Source organism: Mucilaginibacter sp. GW821-FHT07G05 (genome assembly GCF_059418565.1).
This window is the reverse complement of record NZ_JBWKQC010000005.1, coordinates 97,552-121,698: the sequence shown is the minus strand read 5'-3', so window position 1 is coordinate 121,698 and position 24,147 is coordinate 97,552. Positions and strand designations below refer to the sequence as shown.

Genomic DNA, 24,147 nt, shown 5'->3' with positions numbered 1-24,147 from the left:
TACAAGGCGCTTTTTATTTAAAAGCGCCTCATTACTAGCCTAATGCCTCATTTAACGCTATAATGGCCGTTTTAAATGATTCGCGCGAGATGAGGAACTGAATGTTAACCTTGCGCAACGCGAAACCGGCGCTTATAATGTTGATATTGTTTTGGGCCATGGCGTTCGCGCTTTTAGCCAGTAATCCGGGCTGATCCATATTGCTGCCCAGCAGGCAAACCATGGCAACGTTATCTACCGTTATTTTTTCAAAAGCAGCTTCCAGATCGGTGATCAGTTCCTGCTTAAAATCGGCCTCCCATATCACTATGGAAATGCTGTTGGCACTGGTAGCCTTAAAGGTGTAACTAATTTTATGCTGAAAAAAAAGCTGCATGATCTGTAAATCGCTGCCCACGTTGCCTACCATCAATGGGTCGTACACATCGATCAGCATCAGTTTGTCAATCCCGGTGATCACTTCCACACGTTTTTGTTCCGATACGTATTCGCGGGTGATGAGTGTACCCGGATGTGCCGGTTCAAAGGTGTTTTTAATGCGAAGGTTAATGCCGTTTATTTCCAAAGGTTTTGATGCCTTCGGATGTATGGCCTCCATACCTACGTCGGCCAGCTGATCGGCAATGTCGTAATTGGTATAACCCACGGGTTTGCAATTTTCGATACCCACAATGCCCGGATCGGCGGTAGACAGGTGGTACTCTTTATGAATAATGGCTTCCTGCGGTTTCAGTATCTCGGCAATCTTGCTGAATGTCACTTCCGAATATCCTCGGTCAAACTCGCGCATAATGCCCTCGGTACCTTTGGTATAACCGGTAACAATGCAAATGCACTGCTCCAGGTCTATGGTTGAAAAAGCTTCCTTAATACGCTGGTCTATGGTAAACGGGCGCTGATCGTCAAACCCGCTCAAATCGATCAGGCGTGTATTAATGCCTCTGCTTTGCAGTATATTGGTAAGGTTAAATGCCGAATGCGTTTCGCCAATCGAGGCTAATATTTCTCTCGCAGCCAATAAAATACCTTCGCGGCTTACATAGCCCGAAGCCAGTATATTGGCCAGGTTTTCGAGGTAGGTTTGCGCTACCTGTATATGTTTTTCAATAAAGGTATCGGCGACGTTCAAATCAAGGCCGAGGTATACATATTGTTGATTGATGGCTTTCAGGCGCACCACCAGCTCCTGCAAAGGGGCATGGAAGTCTTCGTGTTTGGCTATGCGATGATAAACGCCCGGTTCGGCCGTCTTCTTATTTTCCAGCAGCATATTGGTTACGCCCGAAAAAGCCGATACCACAAAAACGCGGTTATATAATTGCTTGCCGGTACGCTCGTAAAGTACAATGTTATTAATTACCTGTTCAAGTGCACTCATCGAAGTGCCGCCTATCTTTTCAACTGTTAACATCTTTATTATTGCTTTGGAAGGGCCGAAGCTATAAATTTTTCAATAAAATTTAGCGGATTTTATGATGTTATCCACTTGCAGCCATGCTTATAATGCGTTAAACAACTGATAGTGTATCGGCCTATAACAAACCGGGCATAAGCATGTTAATGTTTTTTAGAGTAGATTGCTATTTTTACATACCGGTTAAAATATACCTATGAAAGCTTTTTTTAGTTCGCTGGCCTTATGTGTATTGGCTTTAGCCATGATCTTCTTTAAAAACCCGAAGGATAAGGCTGTTGCTCCAGCCCCGCGACCCAATATTATTGTAATTATGGCCGATGATATGGGCTTTTCGGATATTGGTTGCTATGGCGGCGAAATACCCACGCCTAATATTGATGAGCTTGCAGGCAAGGGGGTAAGGCTATCGCAATTTTATAATAACGCGCGGTGCTGTCCCACGCGGGCCAGCTTGTTAACCGGTTTGCACCCGCACCAGGCAGGAGTAGGCCGTATGGCCGAAGACCCCGAAAATATTGACGCGCATAATGAAGGCGTTGATGGCTATCGCGGCTACATCAGTAAAAACACGGTCACCATTGCTGAGGTATTGAAGTCGGCAGGATATCATACCTATATGTCGGGCAAATGGCATGTGGGTATGCACGGTAAAGAGAAGTGGCCTATGCAGCGCGGCTTTGAAAAATTCTACGGTATATTATGCGGCGGATCGAGCTATCTGCATCCTTTTCCGCCACGAGGTATAACAACAGGTAATGGCGATATGCAGTATGATTTCCCCGAGGGGTATTATACAACCGATGCCTTTACTACACAGGCAATAAGCTTTATTAATGAACAGGCCGATGCCAAACCCTTCTTTTTGTACCTCGCGTATAACGCGCCGCATTGGCCTTTGCAGGCTAAAAAAGAAGATATAGCGCTGTTTGCCAATAAATACAATATCGGGTGGGATTCGGTACGGCACGAACGTTTACGTAAACAGCTCGAAATGGGGCTTACCAAATCCGAATGGGGGCTTGCTCAACGCGAAATGCGCCCCTGGACTGAGCTTACCAAAAAAGAACAGGAAAATGTAGCATACCGCATGGCCGTTTACGCCGCGCAAGTATACAGTATGGATCAAAACATTGGCAAGCTCATCAGTAGTTTAAAAGCTAAAAAGCAGTTTGATAATACGCTAATCATTTTCCTGTCGGATAACGGCGCTTGTGCCGAGCCTTACAAAGAACTTGGCGGCGGCCCGATGGCGGAGGTGAATGACCCGCTAAAGTTTTGGGCGGTATCGTATGGTACCGGCTGGGCCAACGTATCAAACACACCCTTTAAAAAATGGAAGAACCAGGCTTATGAAGGTGGCCTGGCAGCACCGTTTATTGCCTGTTGGCCAAACGGCATAAAAGCGCAGGCCGGTAAATGGAGCAACACGCCATATCATGTTATTGATATGATGCCCACCTTTATAGAATTGGCCGGGGCAAAATATCCTAAAACATATAATGGCAATAACATTATCCCTAACGAGGGTATCAGCATGGTGCAGGCCTTTAAAACAGGCAGCGGTAAAACACATGATTATTTTTATTGGGAACATGAAGAAAACTGCGCCGTAAGGCATGGTAAATGGAAAGGAGTAAAGCGTCTGCCTAACGGACGATGGGAGTTATACGATTTGGAACATGACCGCACCGAACGCAATAATATTGCGCAGCAGCATCCCGATATAGTGAAAGATCTCGACGAAAAATGGCAAACTTGGGCCGATACGCATAAGGTGTTCCCGAAAGGGGCAGGTTATTATAAATCGAAATAGGCGCGTTACGCAAATATGCGGTTATTAAGGTTATTGGTAGTGATGAGCAAATAGGCTGGCCGCCCGCCATCACCTTTTAAGGGTACAATATCCAGCTGCCACCAGCTCTCGGTAAATTCGCCGGCATCAACGGATGGTATGTTGTAGTAAAAGGGTTCGGTGATGACTATTTCGTTGGTTTCTACAGCCTTTAACAGCGCTTTAAATAAGGTGTTAACGCCGTCGCCGCCTTTGTCGGGATTAAAGGCTTCCCATAGGTACCAGCCGGTAATATCGCGGTGATGGGTATAGGTAGCATGCTTGTAGGCTTCGTTGTAGGCCAGAATAGTAAAGTTTGGTATATCCGCACGCAAAATGATCCTCGGTAAGGTGGTATCAAATAGGGCAGATATCTCAAGTTCTTTAAAGTTCATGTGGCGCGAACTTGTATACGGTGACAAATTAAAAATTGATTTGTTCAGCACTCGTTCATTTTGTTCACAGGGTTGAACTGGAAATCACCTTTTTCAGGACAGTGCAGGAAGGTTGCTGCAAAACCGATAACTACTTTAGTAAAATGGTTTGCACTGAAGTGAAGCCAGGTATTTTATAGTATACAAGTTTCACCAATTGCTTTTATAACCTATTATTCAAACAAAAACCCTCTAATCAACCGGTATTCGGGTATCGCCCGGATGTCCTTTCTTTATTATCACGCTAACCACATGATCAAACTCAGAACCATCAAAAAAACTACCCTGTTATTGTTGTTAAGCACTGTCACAGGTATAACGCTTTGCTCATTTTTAGTTATACGGCCGGATGGCAATACTCCGCCTGCCGATAAGAAACCCAAGATTGTTAACATCGTAAATTTTATACGCCTGCTTGAGCCCCGTGATGCTAACATTACGCAGGATGTGCTTTACCAAACCGTGGTAAAGCAGGTAGATATCATGAAAAAGTATAAATTGGGCGGTACATTCCTGCTGCAATACGACGCGCTGATCGATCCCCGGTATCAAAAACTATTGAAAAGCCTGCCCCGTGGTACTTATGAAATTGGCGCCTGGTGGGAGCTGCCTCAGCCGCTGATAGAAAAAGCCGGACTAAAATGGCGTGGTCGTTACCCATGGGACTGGCATGCCGATATTGGCTTTTCTACAGGGTATACCCCGCAGGAACGCGAAAAGATAATTGATGTTTATATGAGCGATTTTAAGAAGATCTTCGGCTATTATCCAAAATCGGTAGGGTCGTGGTTTATTGATTCGCACTCGCTTAATTATATGTATGATAAGTATAAAATTGTAGCATCAAGCAACTGTAAAGATCAATATGGTACCGACGGATATACCCTTTGGGGCGGTTACTGGAACCAGGCTTACTATCCCAGCAGGTTAAACTCATATATGCCTGCGCAAAACGAAAAGAACCAGTTGCCGGTGCCTATCTTCAGGATGCTGGGCAGTGATCCTGTTCGTCAGTACGATACCGGTCTGGAATCAAGCAGGCAGGGGGTGATCACTCTTGAACCCGTATACCCCGAAGCCGGTGGTGATGAGGGCTGGGTAAAATGGTTCATGAAAGAATTTGTAGAGGGTGAATCTCTTGCCTTTAACTATACCCAGGCCGGGCAGGAAAACTCCTTTACCTGGGATGCTATGGCCAAAGGCTTCGAAATTCAAATGCCGCTGATTGCCCGCCTGCGCGATGAGGGCAAAATAAAGGTGGAAACCATGGAAGCATCGGGCTTATGGTTTAAAAAGAACTTTAAAATAACGCCCGCCACATCATTCACCGTAAATAAAGATATTGAGGGCAGCGATAAAAAAACAGTATGGTTTAACAGCCGTTTTTACAGGCTTAATTTACTGTGGGAAAATGGTAACCTGCGTATCCGCGATATTCATTTGTTTGATGAGAAATTTCCATCGGCATACACTACTCAAAAAGCTACCTCAAACGAGTGCTCATTTTTTACATTGCCTGTGGTTGATGGTTATATATGGAGCAAAAAAGGCCAACTGGCGGGGCTTCGTTTTAAAACAATTGTAAATGGTAAAGAGGTGCTGTTACAGGGTGGCGACCCTATAATAACTAACCCGGCAACCGGCAAACTGCATATCTCATGGCCGCTAACCACCTTTGCAGGTTCGCTTGAAATGGATATCGACGAAAAACAATTAAGCATTAACCTGAAAGGTGCCCATGGCGAAAAATGGCTGGTTGACCTCAGTACGGCCGATGGCATTAAGTTGCCGTTTGAGGGCATTAGCGCGAATAAAGTGAAATGTAGTTTTGAGGGAATGGACTATGCCATAACAGCCCCTGTAGGTTCATTTGAAACGCAAAAAGATAATGGATTGTTCCGTATGCTGCCTGCAAACGGGGCATTGGTGTTAAACTTGTCTAACGGTAATGCAGTTCAGTAAAGTTTAGCAGGCGATATAAATATTGTAAAAAACACAGACAGTTGAGGAAGGTTTATGGCAGTTTATGCTATAAATTGCAGCAGCTTTATCCCAATTATACCCTGATGAATAAACTATTGTTTACCATTTTATTTTTCTGCTTTGCAGGATTAAACGGTTTCGCGCAGTTAGGCGTCACCCAGTTACGTACCGAAAATCAAAAAGATCCGCTTGGTATTGACGCCAAAACACCACGCTTTAGCTGGCAGGTATTGGCCGGTAATAAACGGAATGTATTACAAACCGCTTACGAAATAAAGGCCGGTGCCGTACAGGGGGACAAAACACTTTGGCAAAGCGGAAAAGTTACTGCCGATCAATCATTATATATACCATATCAGGGCACCGACCTGAAAGCCGGCGAACAATATTACTGGCAGGTAAGGATCTGGGATAATAACGGCCGCGTTTCGCCATGGAGCGCTAAGGCTACCTGGCGTATGGGCCTGCTTACACCTGCCGACTGGAAAGCCAAATGGATAGGGCCGGGTTATGCCGGTGATGTGGTGGGCAAACCAAGTCCGCTGATGCGTAAAAGCATTTCGCTTACCAAAAAGGTTAAAAGCGCGGTAGCTTACATTACATCACACGGTTTTTATGAAGCTCAGATCAACGGTAAAAAAGTAGGCGATGCTTATTTAACCCCGGGCTGGACAAGCTATAACAAACGCCTGCAATACCAGGTTTATGATGTTACCAATATGCTTTTGCCGGGCGAAAACGCTATAGGTGCCGAATTGGGCAGCGGCTGGTACCGTAGTCCGCTGGGGCCGGGTAACCCAACGCCTAACCATTATGGTACGGATGTGGCCTTGTTGTTTCAATTAGAGGTTACCTATGCTGATGGCAGCCACGACACCATTATATCAGACGAAAGCTGGAAATCATCAACCGCGGAAGTGCGCTATGCCGAAATTTACAATGGCGCCAACATTGATGCCCGCCTTGCTAAACCGGGCTGGGCTAAAGCCAGGTTTAATGATGCAGGCTGGGATGCTGTAAAGGTGCAGGATTACAGTAAAGACCGCCTGATTGCTACTTATAATGAGCCTGTAAGAAAGCACACCATTTTTAATCCCGTAAAGGTGATCACTACCCCGAAAGGTGAAAAGGTGATTGATTTTGGGCAAAACGTGGTAGGCTGGGTGCAGCTTAAAATTACCGGTAAAACCGGCGATTCTATCAAAATATCACATAACGAAGTACTTGACAAGGCCGGTAATTTTTACACCGAAAACTTAAGGGCTGCAAGGGCGCAAAATATCTACGTACTAAAAGGCGGCGGCAAAGAGTTCTTTGAGCCGAAATTTACCTGGCAGGGTTTCAGGTATATAAAGGTAGAGGGGATTGCAGGGAGTTTAGATACCAGCAAGTTCAGGGCGGTGGCCTTGTATTCCGATATGGAACCTACCGGCACATTCACCTGCTCAAACCCATTGCTGAACCAATTGCAGCATAATATTCAATGGGGACAAAAGGGTAACTTTTTAGATGTGCCTACCGATTGCCCGCAACGCGACGAACGCCTGGGCTGGACCGGCGACGCGCAGGTATTTTCACGTACGGCCTCGTTCAATATGGACGTACATAACTTCTTCGCCAAGTGGTTGAAGGATGTATCTGCCGATCAGTTTAAAAGCGGTAGTATCCCGTTTGTGGTGCCTGATGTGTTTTCGGGTGGTAACAACGAAGTTGGCGGCAGTACAGGCTGGGGCGATGTAGCCACCATAGTGCCATGGAATATGTACCTGGCCTACGGCGATAAGCAGATTTTACAGGATCAGTATGCGGGTATGAAAGCCTGGGTTGGTTTTATGAAGAACCAGGCTAAAAACAACCTTTGGAATACTACTAACCACTTTGGCGACTGGCTGTTTTACAGTATAAATAATGATGTGGACGGTAGTTCGGCCATAACCAGTAAAGCGCTTATTGCGCAATGCTTTTACGCGCATTCAACACAATTATTGATTAACGCGGCTACGGTTTTAGGTAATAAAGAGGATGAAACTTTTTATACCGCTTTGCTGGCAAAGATAAAGGCTGCCTACATAAACGAGTATGTTACCGGCAGCGGGCTAATCTCGTCTGATACGCAAACGGCTTATGCCCTTGCTTTGCAGTTTGATATGCTGCCCGAAAACCTGCGCCAGCAGGCTGCCGACAGGTTGGCTTCAAATATTGGCCGTTATGGCGATCACTTAACCACAGGCTTTTTAGGTACTCCGTATTTATGCCATGTGTTGAGTCGTTTTGGGCATACCGATGTGGCATTTAAATTACTGCTGCAAGAAACCTATCCATCGTGGTTATACCCGGTAAAAATGGGCGCTACCACTATTTGGGAACGTTGGGATGGTATTAAACCCGATGGCACTTTCCAGGATGCGTCAATGAACTCGTACAACCACTATGCTTACGGTGCCATTGGCGATTGGATGTACCGTGTAATAGCAGGTGTTGATACCAAAACCGAAGCGCCGGGTTATAAAAATATCACTATAAAACCAACGGTAGGGGGTAACCTTACTTATGCCAATCTGGATTATACCACCATGTACGGCAAGCTAACCTCCAACTGGAAAATACAGGGCGACAAATTTTCGCTGGATGTGGTGATACCCGCCAACACAACAGCAACCGTTTATTTTCCGGATAATAAGGGCGCGATATTGGATGGAAAACTCCCGGTATTGAACGATAAAAACATAAAGGCAGGCACTGATGTACCCGGCTTTAAGGTGTTCAACATAGGTTCGGGCAGTTATCACTTTAACAGCGAGAAAGCTAAATAATATACAAATCTAAACTACACAAGAAAAGGTATGCCTGTAATTAGGTATACCTTTTCTGCTTTATACAGACATCAAATGTATCAGCACCGTTACGGGCTTTTTATCGCTTGATTTAGATGTGCCAGTCCGTTATTTATTATATTCGGCCATGCTATGCTGCTGTTTATCCTCCGCAGGTAGAAATAATACTAACTGAATGAAATTTTCCGCAACGCTTATATATTTTTTACTGATCTCGGGTATTGCTACCCCATGTTTCGCACAAATAGATAAGAAAGAAATAAAGGTAGAACCCGGTGTTTCTTACTCATTAGCTGCTTATAGGCACCGGGTATTAACTAATATTCAGTACGATATTAACTTTAATATTCCTGCCGATAAGGGCAGCGTCATAGCTGCCGAAGAAACCATCAGTTTTGATCTTAATTCTACAGCACAAGGCCTGCAACTCGATTTTAAGCAAAGTGCCGGTCATGTTAAAAATGTTACCGTAAATAATACCGCTACCACGCCTAACTGGCAGTACGAGCATTTGGTTATTGACGCGAAGTATCTGCATAAAGGAGCCAACAAGTTAACTATTCAATTTACGGCAGGCAACGAATCGCTTAACCGCAACACCGGTTTTGTGTATGCTTTGTTCGTTCCCGATCGTGCGCGAACCGTATTCCCATGTTTTGATCAGCCCGATCTTAAAGCGAAGTTCATGCTTACCCTTCAAGTGCCCGCCGACTGGAACGTACTCGCCAATGCCGTCAAAAAAGATTCGGTAATTAGCGGTGAGCGCTGCACTTATCATTTTGCCAATTCAGATAAGTTACCTACTTATCTGTTTTCGTTCACGGCAGGGAAATACACCTCGCTAAAGCAAATGACGGGTAAGCGACCGGCCGAATTTCTGCATCGCGAAACAGACAGCACCAAGATCAGGTTGAGCGTTGATTCGGTATTTAAGGCACATGAAGATGCCATCGCTTTTCTGGAGCAGTGGACGGGTATTCCTTACCCGTTTCAAAAAGTAGGTTTCGCGGCTATTCCTGATTTTCAGTTCGGTGGCATGGAACATCCGGGCGAGATCCAGTATAAAGCATCTGCCTTGTTTTTAGATGATGGCGCTACCAAAGATCAATACATCGCCCGTTCAAACGTGATTTCTCACGAGGTAGCACATATATGGTTTGGCGATATGGTTACTATGGCTTGGTTTAATGATGTGTGGATGAAGGAAGTGTTCGCCAATTTTATGGCCGATAAGGTGACCGAAAAACTTATGGGTACCGAAACCTTCAACCTTAAGTTTTTGCAAGATCATTACCCCGCCGCTTACAGTATTGACCGCACAGCCGGGGCAAATCCCATACGGCAGCAGCTTGATAATTTGCAGGATGCAGGCTCACTATACGGCAATATTATTTACCACAAAGCACCCATTATGATGCGCCAGCTGGAGCTGCTGATGGGGAAGGACAATTTCCGGAAGGGGGTACAGGAATACCTGAAAAAGTATGCGTACGGCAACGCCACCTGGAACGACCTGATCGCTATTTTAAGCAAGTACACTAAAGCCGATTTGTACAACTGGAACAAGGTATGGGTTAACCAGCCCGGCAGACCTGTATTTAGTTATAAGGTAAGTTACGCGAGCGATAAGATCAGCCAATTCACTATAGAGCAACACCCCGAAAATGGCGCCCTGCGGATATGGCCGCAGCAGTTTCAGGTTACCTTGGTGTATCCGGAGGGAAACAGATCAGTAAGTGTAAATATGAATGCGCAACAGGTTATTGTAGATGGTTTAAAAGTGTTGGGCAAACCTCAATATATCCTCTTTAATGCCGATGGGATGGGTTATGGCTTGTTCCCGGTGGATAAGGGTATGGAGGCCAGATTGTTCGCTATTGCCAACCCATTACAGCGCGCATCGGCCTATATCAATGCTTACGAAAACATGCTGGCGGGCAGGTCATTTACCCCGGCAGAACTGTTAAAGCTATTCAGTAGCGGACTGCAAACAGAGCAGAATGAAATGAACCTGCGCTTGCTAACCGGCTACATCGGTACTATATTCTGGGAGTTTACCCGTCCGGATGAAAGGACTGCGTTAAGCGCCGGTTTAGAACAAACCTTGTTGGCTGCGATGGAAAGCCAAACGGCTGCCAATAATAAAAAGGTACTATTTAAAACTGTTCAGGATATTTATTTGAGCAAAGATGTACAAGGTAAAATGTACCAAATATGGCAGCATAAACAAGCGCCCGCAGGTGTAAAACTAAACGAAGACGACTATATTTCGCTGGCCTTAACACTCGCGCTAAAAAGCGATACCGCTACATCGGTAATTAAAGAACAGCAGGGTAGGGTAACCAATATCGATCGCAAGGATCGGCTTGCCTTTTTAATGCCTGCTTTATCATTAGATGTGCACGAACGCGATGCTTTTTTCGAAAGCCTGAAAGACACTAAAAACAGGCGAAAAGAGGCCTGGGTAATATCTGCACTTTATTATTTGAACCATCCGCTAAGGCAGGCAAGCGCTGTAAAATATCTGCCCCAAAGTTTACAGTTGGTAGAGGAGATCCAGCGTACCGGCGATGTTTTCTTCCCGCAATCGTGGCTGGGGGCGGTGTTCGGTAATTATCAGAGTAAAGAGGCGCTTAAGGTGGTGGATGATTTTTTGAGGGCGCATCCCAATTATAACCCTAAACTGAAAGCCAAAATTTTGCAGGCTACCGATAATTTGTATCGTGCCAATCAACTGTTTAGCAGCAAATAGTATCAGGCGGTTTGTTTGTAATTATTGAGTATCTCGATACCCTTAAAGGTACATATACCGTAGTTGAAATGTTGCAGAAACTGCGATTGAACTTCCCAAACGTTATATTCAGCAACCGGAAATATAACAGTGTTGAAACCCATCTCTATTTGGTTCATACGCATACGTGCCATTATTTTGGCGTCGATGCTTTCGCGGATATAGCCTTGTTTAATGCCCTTTGCTAAAAGCTGTTCCAGGGTTTGGGTTAATACATCGGTCTTAAATTTCAGAAAGAGCGCCCAGGCATCGGGGTGGTGCTTTTGCAGCTCGTTAATAGCTATGGGGTTAACGCGAGAAAACAGTTCTTCAGCAAAATGGGTCATGCTGATCAACTCCTCAATCATATTGCCCGATTGGTTCATGAGCATACATAAATGGCTATGATCGGCATCGAGCTTGCTTTGCACAAAGGCCAGTACCAACTCATCTTTGTTTTTAAAGAACTGGTATATGGTTTTCTTGGAGATGCCTAAATGTTTGGCAATATCATCCATGGTTACACTCTTAAACCCGGCATTTAAAAACAGCTGTTCGCTCCCCTCAATTATCTTCTCTGCACCTGTCATTTAACCAGCTTAATTAATTGGCGGTACAAATATGATAGAGGTGGTAATGCCTTTTACAGCCCCGGTCAATATTTCGAGCCCCATTTTTTCGTCGGTAGTTTGTTGAATGATATTGAGCGAGATAAGGCCGTGCACAACCGCCCAGTAAGTGTAGTATTTCATCCGGATGGTTTCGTCGCTTACCAGCTTGTTTTTAAACAGGGCGGCAATCACTTCGGTCATCAGGTCGGGCACTAAATTGGCCTCGGCCGAATCGTTTTCTGTAGGTACGCAAACAAAGTTGATGCCGTACATTAGCTGGTAAAATACCTTGTGTGTAAAAGCGAAGTTCCAGTAGGCAATCCACATGGCTTCTATCTGCTTTTCGGGGATGCGGTGCCTGCTTTTTGCTTCGCGCACTTTTTCGGCAAGGGTGAGGTGCCCTCTTTTGGCCAGTTCAAGGTAAATACATTCCTTGTTCCTGAAATACTCGTAAATAACAGGCGGCGAATATTCTATTTGGTCGGCAAGCTTGCGCATGCTCAAGGCATCACAACCACCGGTTTCAACTATATCCAGGGCAGAATCAAGAATATTACGCCTGGTTTGGTCTTTCAGGCGCAATATTCTTTCTTTACTTCCCATAAATATCTTAATAATAGGCTCATAATACTCAGTAAAAACGATAATATGAATTTCTGTTTATTTATTGGCAATTGCAATGTTGAAATGCCGTTAAAATATGTCTGAAACTCTGCTATTTTTAATGCTTGTTGTAACAATATGAGCCTATTTATGTTTTTAACGCCATCCGCCGCCTAAAGCCCTGTACAGGTTTACAATGGCCTGCAGTTCCTGCAAACGGTCGTTAACACCGCTTAACTGGGCAGTAAGCAAACTTTGTTCGGAGGTTAAAACGTCGGTATAGTTTGTTGCCGAGCTATAGCGTAAAAGCTCCTTGGTATAATCAACAGATTTTTCTAAGGCCTGCAATTGTTTCACCCTTGAACCTTGCTTTTCAACCGCGTTTTGGTAAGAGTACAAAGCATTTGAAACTTCCTGCCCCGCAGTAAGTAACGATTGTTGAAAAGCGTAGTAAGCTTGTTGTTGTTGCGCTTTGGCTGTTCTTAAACGCGCCCTGTTTTGTCCTTGGCTAAAAATAGGTTGGGTGAGGCCGCCAATGAAATTGTAAAAGATAGAATTATCAAAGATATTCTTCAATTGCAATGATGACGCGCCGCCCTGCCCGGTAATGGTTAACTGCGGATAAAAATAGGTACGTGCCAGGTTGGTGCTTTCAAAAGCTGCCCTGAAAGCGAATTCGGCCTGCTGCACATCGGGCCTGTTTTTTAACAGTTGCGATGGAACGCCAATTTTAAAATCGGCAACCGGTTTTTGCTCGTTTAGCGAGCCGCGTTTAATAGGACCGGGAGCTCGTGCCAGCAATATGCTCAACGCGTTCTCCGCTTCGCGGATGCTCTGATTCAAATCGGGAATAGTTACTTCGGCGGCATAACGGTTGGCCTCGCTTTGTACTACGGCGGCACCGTTCACTATAGCACCTTCTTTCAGGCTTTTTACGGTTTCAACGTCTTTTATCCTTATCTCCAAAGTTTGTTTGGTGATAGCCAATTGCTGATCAAGCGCCAGCAGGTTATAATACGTATTGGCAATGTTGGCTATCAACTGTGTTTGCACAGCCCTTTTAGCCGCGTCGCTTTGCAGCAGGCCTGCCAACGCTGATCTTTTGGCACTGCTCAATTTACCCCATATATCTGCCTCCCAACTGGTATTAAGCGCCAGCTGGTAGGTAGTGGTTTTTAAGTTGAACGAGTTGGCAAACTCCGGCGGAAAGTTAAGGCTTGCCGCCGATGTTTTCGCCCGGGTAACATTCGCCCCCGCGCTTAAGCTTGGCAAAAAGGCTGCCTTGCTTTGCCCAAAGGTAGCCTGTGCTTCGGCAATACGTTGCACGGCGGTTTTCAGGTCGAGGTTTTCATTTAGGCCTTCCTGTATCAGATTGGTAAGCACTGTATCCGAAAATAGCTGTTTCACCGGCATGTTGGCCATTGATGTGGTATCGGTAAGCGTGGTATCGCGATACAGGTGATCGGTATTAACGGTTGGCTGCCGGTACTTTTTAGTAACACATGAGGCAAATATGGCCGCCGTTGTCAGTACGGCCAATACTTGTCTTTTATATAAATAGGTCATTTTATGAACTTGTTTAATAGTACTTAATAAATTGTATTATAGCGTGGCATGTTCCGCCCATTGCGCTTGTTCCTCTTCCTCGCTCATTGGCTTGCCGCTGATGCGTTCCTGTAAGGTTTGGAAAATGATGAACAATATTGGTATTACAAACACCCCGAAAATGGTACCGATAAGCATACCGCCAACAGCACCCGTACCGATAGAACGGTTACCTGCCGCGCCCGCGCCCGATGCCAGCATCAGCGGCACAAGGCCTAATATGAAGGCGAACGAGGTCATGAGGATTGGCCTGATACGCGCCACCGAACCATCAATAGCCGCCTGCACAATGCTTTCGCCTTTACGCCTGCGCATTACCGCGAACTCTACGATCAGGATGGCGTTCTTAGCCAGTAAGCCGATGAGCATAATAAGGGTAATTTGCAGATAGATATTATTTTCGATACCGAATAACCAGGCGAAGATGAACGCCCCGGCCAAACCTACAGGCAGTGAAAGCAATACTGCGAATGGCAATATGTAACTTTCGTACTGCGCGCTCAGCAGGAAGTAAACGAACACCAAACACAATATAAAAATGAAGATGGTTTGGCTGCCGCTGCTGATCTCCTCGCGTGTTAAGCCCGAAAACTCGTAACCGTAACCGGCAGGCAGGGTAGTGGCGGCCACTTCCTGTATCGCCTTAATGGCATCACCTGTACTAAAGCCAGGTTTTGGCGCGCCCGTTACCGATATAGAGGTAAACAAGTTGAAACGGCTGATCGACTCCGGTCCGTAAACTCTTTTAAGCGTTACAAATTCAGATATCGGCGCCATCACATTGTTGGCGTTGCGCACGTAGATGTTGTTTAAACTACCGGTGGTGCCCCTGTAAGCGGCATCGGCCTGTATCATTACCCTGTACTGTTTACCAAACTCGTTAAAGTTGGAGGCATAAATACCACCATAATAACCCTGCAAAGTGCTCAATACAGAGTTTACAGGTACGCCGGCATCCTTACATTTGGCTATGTTGACATCCACCAAAAATTGCGGGAAGTTGGTATTGAAGAAGGTTGAAGCGTATTGAATTTCGGGACGTTGGTTTAACGCACCTAAGAATTTTCCGTTAACCTCTGCAAATTTGCCTATATCGCCGCCTGTACGATCCTGTACCTGGAACTCGAAGCCGCTGCTGTTACCAAAACCCTGCAAGGTTGGCGGGGCAAAGAATAATATGGTAGCGCCTTTTATCCCGGCCGTCATCCCGAACAGTTTACCGGTAACGCTGGTTACGTCCGATCCTTTGGCGGTACGGTCTGCCCATGGTTTCAGCTTGATCATGATCAAACCATAAGAGCCACCCGCGCCGCTCAATATACCCTGACCGGCCACCCGAATCACCGACTCTACTTCGGGCATTTTTTGTATCATGCCGGCAACCTGATCAACCACCTCGGTAGTGCGTTCTAATGAAGCAGCAGGCGGTAATGATACATCGCCAATGATAAAGCCCTGGTCTTCATTAGGTACGAAACCCGATGGCGTAGTTTTCAGCAGGAACCAAAATATCACGCCGAATACTACGATACCCGCAATGGCTATCCATTTTTTGGCAGCTAAAAAGCCTACCGATTTTTTATACTTGCCGGTAAAGGCATCAAACCCGGTATTGAACGCGGTATAAAAACGCTGTAATAAACCCGATTTATGGTGTTCACCTTCGGGATGAGGTTTTAATAACAAGGCGCACAATGCCGGACTTAAAGTAAGCGCGTTAACAGCCGATATCAAAATAGCGATAGCCAGCGTTAAGCCGAACTGTTTGTAAAACACCCCTGTTGAACCGGTGATGAATGATACCGGGATAAACACGGCCGCCATTACCAAAGTAATTGATATGATAGCGCCACTGATTTCGCCCATGGCGCCAATGGTAGCTTCCTTACCGGATTTTGCACCGTTATCGAGCTTGGCGTGTACCGCCTCTACCACCACAATGGCATCATCCACCACAATACCAATGGCCAGTACCATCGCGAACAGGGTGAGCAGGTTAATAGTAAACCCAAACAACTGTAAAAAGAAGAAGGTACCCACAATAGCCACCGGAACCGCGATGGCCGGTATCAGCGTAGAACGGAAATCTTGAAGGAAAATAAATACTACGATGAACACCAGTATAAATGCTTCCACAAGGGTGTGGATCACTTTGTCGATAGATTCATCCAAAAAGTCGTTAACACTGAATATGGAGGTTTGGCTTATACCCGGAGGGAATGTTTTTGATGCCGCCTCAATAGTTTGCTCACAGGTTTTTATCAGCTCGTGCGCGTTTGAACCCGCTGTTTGGTATATGGCTATACCGATGGCCGGTTTGCCGTTCATTTTAGCAGTACTGGCGTAGCTTTGCGCGCCCAGTTCTATACGGGCTACATCTTTAAGGCGCAATAACTGGCCTTTGGCTGCCGAACGTACCACAATGTTCTCGAACTCGGAGGTGCTTTTAAGCCTGCCTTTATATTTTAAAACGTATTGGTATGTTTGGTTGTCGTTTTCGCCTATTTTACCCGGGGCTGCCTCAATGTTCTGCTCGGCAAGGGCCGTATTTACATCATCGGGGATGAGGCCGTAACTGGCCATAACATCGGGCTTAAGCCAAATACGCATTGAGTAATCCTGCAAACCAAAGGCTGAAGCCTCACCAACACCGTTGATCCGCTTAATTTGCGGTAAAAGGTTAATGTTGGCATAGTTTTGCAAAAAGGTTTGATCGTAGCTTTTGTTGGTGCTTGATAGGGTGAACACCATCACCATGCTGCTTTGGCGCTTGCTGGTGGTAACACCGGCCTTGGTAACCTCAGCAGGTAACAAGCTGGTAGCTTTTGATACCCTGTTCTGCACATTTACCGCCGCCAAATCGGGATCGGTACCTTGTTTAAAATAAACGGTAATGGTAGCTGTACCATCGTTACTGGCGGTAGATGTCATGTAGGTCATGTTCTCCACACCGTTAATTTGCTCCTCTAACGGAACAATAACGCTGTTCATCACCACCTCGGCATTGGCACCCTGGTATGATGTGGATACCTGCACCGTTGGCGGCGCTATATCCGGGTACTGCGTAATAGGGAGCGTGGTGAGCCCCAGTATACCCAGTATTACTATAATAACCGATATCACTGTGGATAGTACCGGTTTTTGAATGAATGTACGTAACATAGTTAATTTATGTTGATAGCCCGGCTTAACTGCTAAGCCTGCCGTGCCTTATTGCGTGAAAATTAATTGAGATCCTTGTAAATAGTTTCGGCGGTTTGGGCTTCGGGTTTAATTACCATGCCGTCCTTTAAAGTATTTGCGCCATCGGTCACTACGGTTTCGCCTGCTTTTATGCCGCTGGTAACTACATAGAATTGGCCGGTTGCTAAGTCCATAATCTCGATCTCGGTACTTTTTACCGCGCCTTTGGCATCAACCACATATACAAAGTGTTTGCCTTGCAGCTCGTAAACCGCTTTTTGCGGAATCAATATGGCATCCTTTAAAGTTTGCGGTATTTGTATGGTAGCAGTACCACCACTGCGGATGAGGCCAACCGGGTTAGGGAAAGTAGCCCTGTAACTTGCCGAACCTGTTTCGGTATTGATCAATCCGCTGATAGTTTCTACACGGCCTTTTTCAGGATAGGTAGTTCCATCGGGCAGTACAAGCGATACGGGCGGCGTGTTGGCCAGTTTTTCGTTCATGGTTTTACCCTTCATGGTGCGCGAAAAATCAAGCAACTGCTTTTCGTTGAGCGAGAAGTAGGCGTATACCTTACCAATGTTTGAAATGGTAGTTAGCGGCTGGGCGGTGTTGGCGTTTATTAAACTACCTAACTTATAAGGTATAGTACCCACCACGCCATTAACCGGGCTGGTAATAGTTGTATAACCCAAGTTGGTTTTGGCATTGGCCAGGTTAGCTTTGGCCTGCGCCAACGCGGCACGACGTGCTTTTAAGGTTAGCTGCGCGGCTTCCAGTTCATAATGGCTGATGATGTCTTTTTCAACCAGCGGTTTGGTTTTGTTAACCTGTAATTCGGCACTGCTTACATCGGCTTCAGCGCTGTTGATGGCGGCCGCGGCATTGTTTACATCTTGCTGGTATTGCGGGGCGCTTATCTTAAATAATAACTGGCCTTTTTTTACCACGCTGCCTTCGTCAATAAATATCTGTTCAACAAAGCCGTCAATTTTTGGGCGTATGTCGATATTCTGCTGGCCTTGCAGGGTGGCAGGGTAAGTACTGTTAAGGGTAGCGTTATGTACTGTTAAGGTAAATACCGGGTAGCTCTGTGCAGGTGGCGGGCTGCCTGCCGCTGCTGCGCCCTGCTGCGTTTTATCGCCGCATGACGATAGCAGGATCAAGCCCGCGCTAAAACCGGTTAAAAGTTTAATTGTGTTTTTCATAAATATAAAGCCGTGGCTGTTTGAGTGGATTAAATGAGTAGGCATTGAGGTACTTCTATTTTTGTGTTTGACAATTTTGTTAATGGGGGTTCAAATTTTTTTTACTGGAAGATCATTTTGCAGATCATCATTTTGCGTTCTTTTATCAAGCCATTGAACTCATCGTTACTGAGTTCGAAAACTTTTTTATAAATAGGGGCCATCACCAGCGGGTAGGCCATCAGCGAAAAAAGGTTCATCATAAAATGAATGGGGTTCATGGCCTCAATATGCCCGGCATCCATTTCGGCCTGTATCTGGCTCAAAAAGTATTGCATGCGTTCGGGCTTGTCTTCATCGGCGTACTTACAGGTATCTGAATTGATCTCGGTGATCAGAAAAGTTTCCTGGTAAGGGAACGCGATGGATTCGGTGAGGAAAACCTCGATGAAGTTTTCGATCTTTTTGCGGAAGGGCAGGTCGGCTTTCATTACAGTATCCAGCTGTTGCGACAGGCCGTGCATGGCTTCTTTAAAAACCTGGTCAATTAAAGCGTCTTTAGACCGGAAATAGTAATTAAGCAACGTACGGCTAACTCCCGCGGCATCGGCGATGGCCTGCGTATTGGCATGCAGGCGGCCTTCGGCAAAGAAAATGTGTTTGGCGGTATCCTTAATTAATTTTTCGGTACCGGTATCTCTAACGGGCATATTTATAAGCACTATTAATAAGAGTGCCCGGCAAAATTGCCTTAATTAAATATGCAGCAGAATGTTGAAAGGGTGGAGTAATATGTCAAAAGTTCTGTTTTGCTGAAATGATTGTAATAGATTGGTAATAATATTACAATGATGGTAATAAACAATGTTAACTTATATAACAAGATTAGAGAATGGATATAAATGATGTTAGCTATGCTTCACTGTTAGTGGACGATTTGCATCAGTAAGATCAATTGATGTTTGGTATGTCAATAAGTCTGCTAAATATGTCTGAAATTCCGTTTCGCTATCGTTTGCTGGTATCGCCCGATTTTCGGTACTGACTCGGACTGATACCGGCCTGTTTTTTAAAATACTTGCTGAAAAAGAACTGGTCGCTAAAGTTAAGGTACGAGGCCACCTGGCCAATGGTGAGGCTCAGGTCATTCAATAATATCTTGGCTTCCATTAATACCATTTCATCAATAAATTCGCCTGCCGTTTTGCCGGTAATTTCTTTAATGGTTTGCGACAGGTATTTGGGGGTTATATTTAGCATAGCGGCATAGGCCAAAACGCTCCGTTGTTCGCGATAGTGTTGCGGCAGCAGTTTTAAAAAGCGGAAGGTAAGTTCTTCTTTACGGGTGCCGAATACGTCATCGTACGATTCCTGCTTTTTATACAACGAACCCATCTCATAAATAAGCGCCGCGAAAATGTTGAGCACTATCTCGTGCTGAAAGCCCTGCTTGTCATCATCGGTTTTATATTTAAGTAATTGTACCATGGTTAACAGCACCTCCGCTTCTTTTGGCTGCAATAGCAGGAGCGGACTGATCTGCGGTGATAAAAACTCCATGGCATCTATATTCTTATTATGTATGCCCGCGCTCGACAAAAAATCGGAACTGAAAACTACCGAAGCAATCTTACAATCGGGCGATACGCGCACAAACTGACGCACTACCTGTGGCGATAACATCAGGGCGTTGCCAACTGTAAGCTGATAGGCCATCAGGTTTACATTGATCTCCAGTTCTCCCTGGGTAATTATAAAAAATGCGAAATGGTCCGACCGGAAAGGATACATAATAGGCGGAGGCGTTACACTGGCATCAGTATATATTATATATAGTCCTTTATTGGGGTCGTTAATGCCAAAAGGAGCAAGTAGCTGGTCAATAGTATGTGTTTGAACAGATGTTATGTTTAAATTCATGTACAGTGCGCTGTGTTTTTCAAAAAACTATCGAACCTAATACAAAAATCAGGATAATAGCTGGTGTTTTTTCAAAGATTGCTTCAAAATGGCGCAATAAATCGTGGTGAGATTTGGTAAAACGTTTCATTTGGCTGCTAAATCAATAAAATGCTGACCGTTAACTTATGATATTTGACAGGTTTTACACGATTTGTTGATTTTTATTCGATAATTATTAACCATTTCGGGCATATTTTATCAATATGTTAAAAAGTGGTGACTATAGGGTAAAATAGGTGATAACGCCCATAGGCCAAAGGGATACTTTTATAAGTAATTACTATTTAACACTTTAAAACCCCATTGGTATGTTCATTAATTTTACTATTTCAATTTTCGGAACCTTTTTCAAATCAGAGCATTTACTGCTGTAGCTTATAATAATGGTGTATTGGCTTTATAAAAAGGCGCCTGTTCTCAGCCAGGCAAATATACATCAAAACAGCAGCACGGCTGCACTGAGCTATAAATGATAGTTATTTAAATAAGCTGCTCACATAAACATAAGGCCTACCGATCTCCGCGTGGCCCGGTGAGTAGTGCTTATATCCGGTCTATAAATATTATATATCATTCTGATGAAAGAAAAATACTTTCTAACGGTTTTCATTTGCCTGTTGCTAATGCAAAACGTGTTTGCCCAAACAAAAATAACGGGCGTTGTTAAAGACGATAAAGGGAACACACTGCCATCTGTAAGCATTGTTGTAAAGGGAGGTAAAGGCGGGCAAACAGATAATAACGGTAAATTCTCCATAGAGGCTCCGGCTGATGCCACCTTAATAATAACCTATATAGGTTACATTAAACAGGAGATAAAACTAAACGGTAAAACCACCATAAACGTGGTGATGGAAGAAAGCCAAACCACGCTGAACGATGTGGTGGTAATTGGTTATCAAAAGGTAACCCGTAAAAAAACTACCGCGGCTATATCCAGTATATCGGCCAAAGAGATTGCCAACCTGCCTGCATCCAGTTTCGATCAGTTATTGCAAGGCCGCTTGTCAGGTGTAAACGTGCAAAACTTTTCGGGTATGCCGGGCGCTACGCCTACCGTATCGGTACGTGGTAACTCAACAGTAAATTCAAGCTATAACGAGTTCAGCGTAGTTAACTCGCCGCTGTATGTGGTAGATGGTGTACCGCAACCTACCGAAAGTTATGTAGGCCCCGGCACTGGTACAGGTAACAACTACCTGGCAGGTATCAACCCTAACGATATCGAATCTGTCGACGTGTTGAAAGATGCATCGGCGGCGGCTATTTATGGTTCGCGCGCTGCAAACGGCGTTATTTTGATCACTACCAAAAAAGGATTGAATACCGAGCCTAAGGTAATGATAAGCGGTTACACAGGTATTACGCAAAAACCTAAGCTGAGAGACGTTACGCTCGGTTCGGCAGAGCGTAGCCAAAAAATGGACATTTTGAGGGCGCAGCTTGACTACGCCTCGCAAAAGAACCTGCCTTATATGCTTACTGATAGCTTGAACCCTGCCTTTAACGGTAATACTAACTGGCAGGACATGTTTTACCAAACCGGTAAGATAAAAGATATTGACCTAAGCTTATCAGGCGGTGGTACCGGTGGTACCACTTACCGTTTCAGTTCGGGTTATTATGATGAAGAAGGTATTATTAAGGCTACAGGATTTAAGCGTTATACCATGCGCCTTAATCTGCTTACCAAAGCTTTAAAAGAAAGGTTAACCATTAATCCAATTGTTGGTTATTCGCGCTCAGAGCGGGCGAGGGGTAACGGTGATAATGCTTCGCCTATATCTTTAGGGGCAGGTAATATGCCTTCGTCGTTATTTGAATTGTCGCAAACTAAAAAAGATTTTTATTTAGGGGCCTACAATGCCAATTCCGATCAAAACGTGAGTAACCAGTTTACTTTCAACCTGAATATCGGTTATGATATTACCAAGAACTTCAAATTTACATCGCAATCGTCGTTTCTTAATAACTCTGCACGAAGGGATCAAAGCCAGTCGAGCCTTTTAAGAAACAACACGGGTAACTATTCTTACTCTTATGCTGATAACGGCATAACCGCGCTTACCTCAAACTACTTTACTTACTCAAATTCGTTCGGTAAACATAACATCAGCTTAATAGGTGGTCAGGATATCCAGTACGATCAATTCCGCTATACCACAGCATCGGGTACCAACGGCGCGTCAGATCAAATTACGGTAGTACAGGGTTTCCTGCAAAGTAATATTTTTGGTTATTCTGATTACCAGGCCAGCGGTTTGCTGTCATACTATGGCAGGGCAGCTTATGATTATGATAGCAAATACCTGTTATCGGTAAGTACCCGTACAGATGGTTCATCAAGGTTTGGTAAAAACAGCAAATGGGGTTTCTTCCCATCGGCATCAGTAGCCTGGATCATTTCTGAAGAGAACTTTATGAAGGATGGTGGCTCGCCATTTACCTTGCTTAAATTAAGAGGTAGTATTGGTGCCACAGGTAGCTTACCGGGTACTAACTACCTGCAATATAACCTGTATAATGTTAACGCCGGCGATTACGCAGGTAGTAACGGTTCATCATCATACGGCGGTGTTACTGCGGTTACCCCTAACTTTGTTAACGGTGTTGCGCAGGCAGGCCTTACCTGGGAGCGTTCAACCCAGTGGAACGTAGGTACCGATGTGGAGATCGATAACGGCAGGTACTCAATGGCGCTCGATTTTTATAACAAAGAAAGCTCCATGCAATTGTTCAGCGTAAGGCTGCCGGTTACCACAGGTTACGATAATGCCCTTACCAACTCAATTGGCGTACGTAACGCGGGTGTGGATCTGTCTATCACCGCTAATCCGCTGCCTAAAACAAGCGTTATCAAATGGTTTTCAAGATTAAACGTATCGTACAATAAAAACACTATCATGAACCTGCCAAACGGCGGCCGCGATTTGGTTTTGAGCGGCGACAGGTTTGATAAATCGCACATATTAAGCGTGGGTAGCCCTATCAATACCTTCTATCTGTATAAAACATTAGGTGTATATAAAACTGACGCCGATGTGCCTGTAAATCCTTATACCGGCGACAGAATGTCGGCAGGTGGCAATGCTTACAGGGCAGGTGATTTTCAACTGGCCGATATGGATGGTGATTACCTTATCGATCCGTTCAATGATGGTATCAACCCCGATAAATTGCCAATTGGCGACCCTAACCCTAAATGGACAGGTGGTTTTACCAACAACTTTACCTGGAAAAATTTCACGGTGGGTGTGTTCTGTACCTTCACTTTCGATCGTGATGTGCTGAATATTTTCCGGTCAGATCTGATGTCGAACTCATCGAGCGGTTCGCCTTCAAATTTCGCGGCTTATTCAACGCCCGATTTCAGCAAGATCAATATCTGGAGGCGCCCCGGCGATGTGGCTGAGTACGCTAAGGTAGATATTGGTAACTACCGTTACTACTACACCAGCGCGCAAACTTTCTTCTTAGAAAAAGGCGGTTACTTCCGTATCAAGAGTATCAACCTGTCTTACGATCTGCCGTCAACCGTAACTAAAAAACTGGGCCTGGGCAGGGTAAGAGTGTTTGGCGTGGCCGATAACGTGGCTATGTTCCAGCAGTCGCAATATTTGCCTGATGCCGAAGCGGTAAACCCTTATGGCGAGTATAACGGAGCAGGATATCCTATTCCTAAGAAATACACAGTTGGACTTGAAGTTAATTTTTAAAAAACGGG

At 44.9% G+C, this 24,147-nt stretch carries 14 protein-coding genes; 5 read left to right on the top strand and 9 right to left on the bottom strand.

The window, feature by feature from the left end:
• Positions 1-34: 34 nt before the first annotated feature.
• Positions 35-1,411 carry an aspartate kinase gene (locus AC07NA_RS14340; protein ID WP_494898232.1) on the bottom strand — a complete coding sequence of 459 codons (1,377 nt, stop codon included), beginning with the start codon at positions 1,409-1,411 and terminating at the stop codon, positions 35-37.
• A 199-nt stretch (positions 1,412-1,610) separates the two neighbouring features.
• Between AC07NA_RS14340 and AC07NA_RS14335 the strand changes: the two genes are divergently transcribed.
• A complete protein-coding gene (locus AC07NA_RS14335) occupies positions 1,611-3,230 on the top strand; it encodes an arylsulfatase (RefSeq protein WP_494898231.1) in 1,620 nt (539 codons plus the stop codon).
• A gap of 5 nt (positions 3,231-3,235) precedes the next feature.
• On the opposite strand, the gene AC07NA_RS14330 is transcribed toward AC07NA_RS14335, so the two are convergent.
• Entirely contained in the window at positions 3,236-3,643 is a 408-nt protein-coding gene (locus AC07NA_RS14330) for a PAS domain-containing protein (RefSeq protein ID WP_494898230.1), read from the bottom strand.
• Positions 3,644-3,934: 291 nt separating this feature from the next.
• Between AC07NA_RS14330 and AC07NA_RS14325 the strand changes: the two genes are divergently transcribed.
• The 3 genes from AC07NA_RS14325 to AC07NA_RS14315 all read left to right on the top strand — a co-directional run bounded on the left by AC07NA_RS14325 (position 3,935) and on the right by AC07NA_RS14315 (position 11,251).
• Entirely contained in the window at positions 3,935-5,644 is a 1,710-nt protein-coding gene (locus tag AC07NA_RS14325) for a DUF3863 domain-containing protein (RefSeq protein WP_494898229.1), read from the top strand.
• Between the two features lie 104 nt (positions 5,645-5,748).
• The gene (locus AC07NA_RS14320; protein ID WP_494898227.1) at positions 5,749-8,478 is read left to right on the top strand and encodes a family 78 glycoside hydrolase catalytic domain; all 2,730 of its coding nucleotides are present in this window, start codon (positions 5,749-5,751) and stop codon (positions 8,476-8,478) included.
• A 196-nt stretch (positions 8,479-8,674) separates the two neighbouring features.
• Complete coding sequence (locus AC07NA_RS14315; protein WP_494898226.1) at positions 8,675-11,251, top strand: M1 family metallopeptidase; 2,577 nt, start codon at positions 8,675-8,677, stop codon at positions 11,249-11,251.
• A 2-nt stretch (positions 11,252-11,253) separates the two neighbouring features.
• Here AC07NA_RS14315 and AC07NA_RS14310 read toward each other — a convergent pair whose 3' ends face one another.
• From AC07NA_RS14310 to AC07NA_RS14280, 7 genes are all read right to left on the bottom strand, one after another.
• Positions 11,254-11,859, bottom strand: a complete 606-nt coding sequence (locus tag AC07NA_RS14310; RefSeq protein WP_494898225.1) for a TetR/AcrR family transcriptional regulator — start codon at positions 11,857-11,859, stop codon at positions 11,254-11,256.
• 9 nt (positions 11,860-11,868) lie between these two features.
• Positions 11,869-12,483: a TetR/AcrR family transcriptional regulator gene (locus AC07NA_RS14305; protein WP_494898224.1), complete on the bottom strand. Its 615-nt coding sequence runs from the start codon at positions 12,481-12,483 to the stop codon at positions 11,869-11,871.
• A gap of 156 nt (positions 12,484-12,639) precedes the next feature.
• A complete protein-coding gene (locus tag AC07NA_RS14300) occupies positions 12,640-14,049 on the bottom strand; it encodes an efflux transporter outer membrane subunit (RefSeq protein ID WP_494898223.1) in 1,410 nt (469 codons plus the stop codon).
• A gap of 36 nt (positions 14,050-14,085) precedes the next feature.
• The gene (locus tag AC07NA_RS14295; protein WP_494898222.1) at positions 14,086-17,250 is read right to left on the bottom strand and encodes an efflux RND transporter permease subunit; all 3,165 of its coding nucleotides are present in this window, start codon (positions 17,248-17,250) and stop codon (positions 14,086-14,088) included.
• Between the two features lie 62 nt (positions 17,251-17,312).
• A complete protein-coding gene (locus tag AC07NA_RS14290) occupies positions 17,313-18,482 on the bottom strand; it encodes an efflux RND transporter periplasmic adaptor subunit (protein WP_494898221.1) in 1,170 nt (389 codons plus the stop codon).
• Between the two features lie 101 nt (positions 18,483-18,583).
• The gene (locus AC07NA_RS14285; protein ID WP_345211190.1) at positions 18,584-19,171 is read right to left on the bottom strand and encodes a TetR/AcrR family transcriptional regulator; all 588 of its coding nucleotides are present in this window, start codon (positions 19,169-19,171) and stop codon (positions 18,584-18,586) included.
• Positions 19,172-19,469: 298 nt separating this feature from the next.
• The gene (locus AC07NA_RS14280) at positions 19,470-20,381 is read right to left on the bottom strand and encodes a helix-turn-helix domain-containing protein (protein WP_494898220.1); all 912 of its coding nucleotides are present in this window, start codon (positions 20,379-20,381) and stop codon (positions 19,470-19,472) included.
• Positions 20,382-21,001: 620 nt separating this feature from the next.
• Between AC07NA_RS14280 and AC07NA_RS14275 the strand changes: the two genes are divergently transcribed.
• On the top strand, positions 21,002-24,139 hold the full coding sequence (locus tag AC07NA_RS14275) for a SusC/RagA family TonB-linked outer membrane protein (RefSeq protein ID WP_494898219.1): 3,138 nt from the start codon (positions 21,002-21,004) through the stop codon (positions 24,137-24,139).
• Positions 24,140-24,147 lie beyond the last annotated feature (8 nt).